Here is a 6,766-nt window from a genome sequence, read left to right on the forward strand (position 1 = left end):
GTCACCTCGGCCGGCAGCCCGCTGACCCCGCTGGTGCCGCTGCTCGCCCAGGCCTCCGACGTGGGCCTGCACCTCGTGGTGACCCGCCGTGCCGGTGGTGCCGCCCGAGCGCTCTACGAGCCGGTCCTGCAGTCGATGCGCGACCTGGCCGCGCCGGGGATCCTCCTCTCGGGCAGCCCGGACGAGGGTCCGCTCATCGGCTCGATCAAGCCGACCCCGTCGGTGCCCGGCCGTGGCCGGCTGGTCTCGCGCGAGCTCGGAAACCGGGTCGTGCAGCTGGCCTGGACGCCCTCGCGCCACCGCTGAGCGCACACGAAGGGCCGGTCCCGGAGAGTGCTCCGGGACCGCCCGTTCGTCACGCCGGTGCCGGCTGCCGCGGGCCCGGCATACCGCGGTATGCCGCGTGCCTGCCGTCGCGGCCGCGCTCAGTCCACGGGCCGGGACGGCACGGGCTGTGACCCCGCGGTCTGGGGGGTCCCGGCCGCGGGCGCGCCGTCCTCACGCGTCGGCGGACGCCGACCCGGGAAGCGCACCAGGGACATGTAGCCCAGGGCGGCCAGGGTCAGGACGAACCCGGCCACGGCGCCCATGCCGCGACCGGCGTCCGTCCCGACCGTGAACCGGCCGACCAGGGCACCGGGGAGGCTGCCGACCCAGCCGCCGAGCACGCCGATGGCCAGGATGCCGCCGACCGCGGGCCATGCTTCGGCACCGCGGGCGCGCAGCCTTGCCAGGGCGAGCTGCCACCGGCGGCGGCGGACCCCGCTGCGCTCGTCGCCCAGTCGGGCAGCACCGGAGGTGCTCCGGCCGTCGAGGGCCCAGGCAGGGACCAGGGCCAGCGGCAGCCAGAACGCGATGGTGACCAGGTTGCGGCCCAGCCCGGTGTCGTCCCGCAGGCGGTAGCGCGTCCTCCCGTACTGGTCCGCCGCGGCGAGCCGCACCGCCTGGCCCGCATGGACGGGGAAGTCCTGGGGCAGGTGCTGCAGGAGCCGGCCGTCCGGGGCCCGCACGACCAGCCGCGGTGCGGGGGCATAGGGGCGGTCGTCGTGCACCACGGTGCCGGTGGCGGCCGTCTCCCCGTGCCACAGCAGCCGCTGCGCGGGCAGGGTGGCGGCGAAGTAGACCAGCATGACGATCAGCAGGGCCGCAGGCAGGCGCACCAGGCTCGAGGTCTCGGCCATGCCGGCGCCCACCGCCCGGGGAAGCCCCCACAGGCGCACCGGAGCACCGGGCCGGCGGTCGGCATCGGCCGGCACCGTCTCGGTGTCGGCCGTGGTGAAGCTCAGGGCTCCGTTGCGCACCCAGGTCGGGAGGTAGCGGAAGCGGTGCCGGACGACTGCCAGGGGACGGCCGTCCTCGGTGCCGAGGGCGCGGGCGATCCTGCGGGCGGCCCCGGGCCCGACGAGGGGGAGCATCAGGAGCGAGGCCAGCCACGCCACGAGGACCATGGGGGCGGCGACCACGGAGATGGGCAACAGGGCCATGACGGCCGGCCGCACGTACCAGTCGAGCTCCGGGGTCGTGAAGCCCTGGAGGCCGAACCTCACGAGGTCCATCCACCGGCGCATCCACATGGTGAGCGCCACGAAGAGCGGCACCACAGCGGCGCTGCCGGAGCGCAGCTGCCCGGCGGCCTGCTCGACCCCGGTGAGCGTGGTCTCGTCGATGCCCCCGCCGTCCTTCGACGGCAGGACCACGTAACGCCGGCGGCTGCCCCGCACCGCGAGGCCCTCACCCGGCTCGAGCCGGGCGCTCAGCCACACCTGCGCGCCGCCCACCTCACGCGACCGCAGCTCCTGCAGCAGGGCGGGAGTGGGCTCGGCGGGCCGGGCCCGGGCCGCGGACAGCAGCAGCCGCGTGGCGTAGGTCGTGCCCAACAGGGCGCACACCGGCCCCACCAGCAGCGCCATCGCCTGGCCCCGGTTGTCCCACGGCGAGATCCAGAACCACAGCAGCGGCCCGCCCAGGGCCGCGGCCAGCAGCCACGCGCCGACCACCCAGCTGAGCAGGGCGCGAAGCGTCCCCAGAAGTCGCATGGCGTCGAGCTCCCCTCTGCCCGCGCCGTGCCGGCCGGCGTCCCCACCGGGCTCCCGAGGCGCTGCCGCAGGAGCCTACCGGGGTGGCGCCGGCCGGGCGCCTGGGCGGGGAGCTCTCAGAGGGCGCGCAGGTACTGCTTCGGCCACGGCGTGGACGCCGGCTCGACCTCGAGGGCCTGGGCGGCGTGCAGCGGCCAGTACGGGTCACGCAGCAGCTCGCGGGCCAGCAGCACGGCGTCGGCCTCGCCCGCGGCGAGGATGTCCTGCGCCTGCTTGGGCTCGGTGATCAGGCCCACGGCGCCGGTGGCGATGCCCGCCTCGCGCCGGATCCGAGCGGCGAACGGCACCTGGTAGCCGGGCCCGACCTCGATCTGCTGGCGGTGGTCCAGCCCGCCGCTGGAGACGTCGACGAGGTCGACGCCGTGCTCCCGCAGGTGTCGGGCCAGCTCGACGCTCTGGTCCACGTCCCACCCCCGCCCCTCGGGCAGCCAGTCGGTGGCCGAGATCCGCACGACCAGCGGCAGCGCCTCGGGCAGCTCCTCACGCACGGCGTCGACCACCCGCAACGGGAGCCGCATCCGGCCCTCGAGATCGCCACCGAACTCGTCGGTGCGGTGGTTGGCGGCGGGGGAGAGGAACTGGTGCAGCAGGTAGCCGTGGGCGCCGTGCAGCTCGACGACCTCGAAGCCGGCGGCCACCGCGCGCCGGGTCGCGGCGCGGAAGTCCTCGACCAGCGCGTCGAGGTCGGCGGCGGTGAGCTCACGCGGCGGGGCGTAGCGGCCGAAGGCCTCCGCGCTGGGGGCGACCGCCTGCCAGCCGCCCTCCTCGCGCGGGACGGACCCACTGCCCGGAGCGAACGGTGCATACGTCGAGGCCTTGCGTCCGGCGTGCGCGAGCTGGATGCCCGGCGTGGCCCCGGCGGCGGCGACCTGCGCCACGATCGGCGCGAACGCCTCGAGCTGGGTGTCGTTCCACAGCCCCAGGTCCTGCGGGCTGATCCGCCCCTCGGGGTTGACCGCGGTCGCCTCGGCGATGACCAGGCCCGCGCCGCCGACGGCACGGGAGTGCAGGTGCGTGGCGTGCCAGGCGGTCGGGGCGCCGGTCGCCGGGCCGGTGTCGGCCGCGGAGTACTGGCACATCGGCGACATCCACACGCGGTTGCGGATCGTCACGTCACGGAGTCGGAACGGCTCGAAGAGGGAGGTCACGTCAGGGTCCAAGTCCTTGCGCACGCTGGCTATTCCGGTTCGACCGCCACCACGGGTATGCCGTCCGGTCGGGGTGCGCACGCGTACCCGGGGTGCGCACCGGGAGGTGCGCCTTTGGGTGGAGCCGGGGCACCCGCGGCCGGAGCAGCGTGGGACTGCCCGGTGCACCCCCTGCGCGCCGGGGACCTGTCACGTCTGAGGAGAACTGCCATGACCGTTCTGGTCGAGATGGACATGCCCATGCCGCGGGAGCTGATCGAGGCGCTCGGCGACAAGATGGGAATGCACACCAGGGCCCCGGAGGGGCTGGTCAGCCACGTGCTGTCCGAGACCGGCGAGGGCTGCCACGTGATGGACATCTGGGACTCCCCGGAGATGTTCGAGCGGTTCCGCGACAGCGAGCTCGTGCCGCAGATGATGAGCTTCCTGCAGGAGCGCGGGATGACGCCGCCGGAGCACCTGCCCGACCCGAAGTACACGCCGGTCTACGACCTGGTCCGCGGCAGCTGAGCGGGTCTGGCGCTCCGGACGACGATCGTCGCGGCCTCCTCGCGCCGTTTCCGGGCCGAAGGGGCCGCGACGACCGTCGCGCGAACACCGCGGGCGGGGTGCCAGACTGCCGCCCATGGCCGAGGGGGAGTGGGTCCCGGCGCAGGCGCCGCCGCGCCGGATCGAGGTGCACGGGCTGCACCTGCGCTGGTGGGAGCCCGGCGACGTGGCCGAGATGCTCGAGGTCGTGCTGGCCTCCCAGGAGCACCTGCGGGCCTTCCTGCCCTGGGCGAGCGGCTACGGCGCCGAGACCGCCGACGGCTACCTCGAGCGGACGCGCGAGGGGCTGCGCACCCACACGGACTTCAGCTACCGGGTGGAGGACCCCGCCACCGGGGAGCTGCTCGGCTCGGCCGGGCTGATGGCCCGGATCGGGCCGCGGGCGCTGGAGATCGGCTACTGGGTGCGGGCCGACCGGACCCGCGAGGGCATCGCCACGCGTGCGGCGGCGGCGCTGACCCGGGTCGCGCTCGCGCTGCCGGACGTGGACCGGGTCGAGATCCACCACGACGCGGCCAACCACGCGAGCGCCGGCGTGCCGCGTCGACTCGGCTACGCCCGGGCCGGCGAGTACGGCCGCGCCGTGCGCGCGCCCGCCCAGACGGGCCGTGCCGTGCGGTGGGTGACCACCGGGGACGCTGCCCGCTGAGCGCGCCGTCGTGCCCGGTCTGTCCCTTTCCTCAGGATCGACCTGAGGAAGGCCGCAGGCTCAGCTGCTCCAGTAGACCCGGCCGGGGTTCATGATCCCCGCCGGGTCGAACAGCGCCTTGACCGCGCGCTGCCGCGCCAGCTCGGCGGGGCCGAGCTCCTGGGCCAGCCAGCGGGACTTCAGCGAGCCGACGCCGTGCTCGCCGGTGATCGTCCCGCCCAGCTCGAGCGCCACCGAGACCAGGTCGCCGAAGGCCCCCTCGGCGCGCTCGCGGCTGCCCTCGACGGCGGGGTCGAAGAAGAAGCAGGGGTGCAGGTTGCCGTCGCCGCCGTGCCCGGACATGGTGATCTCGACCTCACGCTTGGCCGCGATGTCCTGCCCCGCGCGGATCAGCTCGGTGAGCCGGCCGATCGGCACGCACACGTCCTCGATGAACCGGTGCCCCTTGGCCTCCAGGGCGGGGTTGAGCGCCCGACGCCCGGCCAGCAGCGCGTCCGCCTCCTGCGCGTCGTCGGCGACCGCGACCTCGGCGGCGCCCGCGGACTCCAGGACCGCGGCATACCGCTGCACGTCCTCGGGGGTGTGGCCCGGCCGGTCGCTCTGCACGATGAGTGCGGCCGCGCAGCCCTGCGGGAAGCCGTAGTCCGCCACCGCCTGCACCGCCGCGATCGTCGCGGCGTCCATGAGCTCCAGCAGCGAAGGACGGTGCCGCTCCTGGCGCAGCGCGATGATCGCCGCGCTGGCCCGTTCGAGGTCGTCGAAGGTCGCGAGGACGGTCAGGGCCGGGTCCGGCGCGGGCACCAGCTTCGCGGTCACCTCGGTGACCACGCCGAGGGTGCCCTCGGAGCCCACGAACAGGCCGGTCAGGTCCAGGCCGGCCACGCCCTTGGCGGTGCGCCGCCCCGTGCGGATGACCTCGCCGCCGGGCAGCACGACCTGCAGGCCACGGATGTAGTCGGCGGTGACGCCGTACTTGACGCAGCACAGGCCGCCGGCGTTGGTCGCCACGTTGCCGCCGATGGTGCAGAACGCGGAGGAGGCGGGGTCGGGCGGGTAGAACAGGCCGGCCTGCGCGGCCGCCCTCTTCAGGTCGGCGTTGATCACGCCGGGCCCGGCAACGGCCACGCCCTCGAGCGGGTCGACGTCGTGGACGGCGTCGAGCGCCTCGACGTTGAGCACCACGGCGCCCTGCATCGCCACGCTGCCGCCGGCCAGGCCGCTGCGCGCGCCCTGGGGCACGACGGGGGTGCCGCTCTCCTGCGCGAAGCGCATCACCTCGACCACGTCGGCGAGGTCGCGGGCCCGGACCACCTCGTAGTCCGCCGGGGCCGTGGCACCCAGGGACTCGTCCACGGCATACGTCGCCTTGACGTCCGGGTCGGTGACCACACGGCTGCTGAGCCAGGAGGGGAGCGCTGCCACGGCCCAACCCTATGCCGGTGGCCGGCAAGCGCATCGCGACGGCGGCGCCGGCTGCCCTAGACTGACGGGCACAGGCGTCGACCCGGCCATCACCGGCGAGCCTCCGGAAGAACGGGCCGCGAGGCCTCACTAGAACCGGACGGGTGGGCCCGTCACAGCCTTCGACCAGAGCGGCCGTATGCCGTGTCCCCGCCAGCGGGGGCCGCGTCCGGCAAGCGAGGTGGTACCGCGGTGCCTCCCGGACCGACCCGGGGGACGTCGTCCTCGCGAAAGGCACGGCCACGAGCCGGACGCTTTCGACGAGATGGAGACGCCCGCGATGACCTACCCCAAGGTCGACTTCCTCAGCCCCGAGTCCGCCGACGCCGCGCGCCCTCAGGGTGTCGCCGCGAGCCCGCGCTTCCCGGAGATCGAGGAGCGGATCCTGAAGTACTGGGCGGCCGACGGCACGTTCCAGGCCTCGATCGACAACCGTTCGGCCGGCGAGGACGGCGAGAACGAGTTCGTCTTCTACGACGGGCCGCCGTTCGCCAACGGTTTGCCACATTACGGACATCTGCTCACCGGATATGTGAAGGATTTGGTTCCGCGGTTCCAGACGATGCGCGGGAAGCGCGTGGAGCGGCGCTTCGGTTGGGACACACACGGATTGCCCGCGGAAATCGAAGCGGAGAAGCAACTCGGTATCACGGACAAATCACAGATCGATGCGATGGGCCTCGCGGAATTCAATGCCGCGTGCAAATCCTCTGTGCTTCGTTACACCAATGAGTGGCGTGACTATGTGACACGCCAAGCGCGATGGGTCGACTTCGACAACGACTACAAGACCCTCGATCTCGACTTCATGGAGTCGGTGATGTGGGCGTTCAAGTCGCTGTACGACAAAGGTCTTGTCTACC

6 protein-coding genes and 1 pseudogene are annotated in these 6,766 nt (G+C 73.9%); 4 read left to right on the forward strand and 3 right to left on the reverse strand.

Features of this window, described 5'->3' with window-relative positions:
- Positions 1 to 306 (forward strand): annotated as a pseudogene (locus VF825_RS01125) (hypothetical protein); the annotation flags it as partial.
- Between the two features lie 119 nt (positions 307 to 425).
- On the opposite strand, the gene VF825_RS01130 reads toward VF825_RS01125, so the two are convergent.
- Together VF825_RS01130 and VF825_RS01135 are read right to left on the reverse strand one after the other, a co-directional pair.
- Positions 426 to 2,036 (reverse strand): hypothetical protein, encoded by a 1,611-nt coding sequence (locus tag VF825_RS01130; RefSeq protein ID WP_331109240.1) that lies wholly within the window; start codon positions 2,034 to 2,036, stop codon positions 426 to 428.
- A gap of 116 nt (positions 2,037 to 2,152) precedes the next feature.
- Positions 2,153 to 3,244, reverse strand: a complete 1,092-nt coding sequence (locus VF825_RS01135; RefSeq protein ID WP_331109242.1) for an NADH:flavin oxidoreductase/NADH oxidase — start codon at positions 3,242 to 3,244, stop codon at positions 2,153 to 2,155.
- A 210-nt stretch (positions 3,245 to 3,454) separates the two neighbouring features.
- Here VF825_RS01135 and VF825_RS01140 point away from each other — a divergent pair, with 210 nt between their 5' ends.
- A complete protein-coding gene (locus tag VF825_RS01140; RefSeq protein ID WP_331109244.1) occupies positions 3,455 to 3,754 on the forward strand; it encodes a hypothetical protein in 300 nt (99 codons plus the stop codon).
- A gap of 115 nt (positions 3,755 to 3,869) precedes the next feature.
- Positions 3,870 to 4,442, forward strand: a complete 573-nt coding sequence (locus tag VF825_RS01145; RefSeq protein ID WP_331109246.1) for a GNAT family N-acetyltransferase — start codon at positions 3,870 to 3,872, stop codon at positions 4,440 to 4,442.
- A gap of 60 nt (positions 4,443 to 4,502) precedes the next feature.
- On the opposite strand, the gene VF825_RS01150 is transcribed toward VF825_RS01145, so the two are convergent.
- Complete coding sequence (locus VF825_RS01150) at positions 4,503 to 5,864, reverse strand: FAD-binding oxidoreductase (RefSeq protein WP_331109248.1); 1,362 nt, start codon at positions 5,862 to 5,864, stop codon at positions 4,503 to 4,505.
- Positions 5,865 to 6,183: 319 nt separating this feature from the next.
- Here VF825_RS01150 and VF825_RS01155 point away from each other — a divergent pair.
- Positions 6,184 to 6,766: class I tRNA ligase family protein (locus VF825_RS01155; protein WP_331109250.1), on the forward strand; the 583-nt coding region annotated here is incomplete at its 3' end.

Source organism: Oryzihumus sp., from assembly GCF_036391795.1.
In the GTDB taxonomy this organism is placed as follows: domain Bacteria; phylum Actinomycetota; class Actinomycetes; order Actinomycetales; family Dermatophilaceae; genus Oryzihumus.

Excerpts from the sequence above, each read along its gene's own strand:
- VF825_RS01130 (WP_331109240.1), bottom strand. The coding sequence starts at position 2,036 with ATGCGACTTCTGGGGACGCTTCGCGCCCTGCTCAGCTGGGTGGTCGGC.
- VF825_RS01140 (WP_331109244.1), top strand. The coding sequence starts at position 3,455 with ATGACCGTTCTGGTCGAGATGGACATGCCCATGCCGCGGGAGCTGATC.
- VF825_RS01145 (WP_331109246.1), top strand. The coding sequence starts at position 3,870 with ATGGCCGAGGGGGAGTGGGTCCCGGCGCAGGCGCCGCCGCGCCGGATC.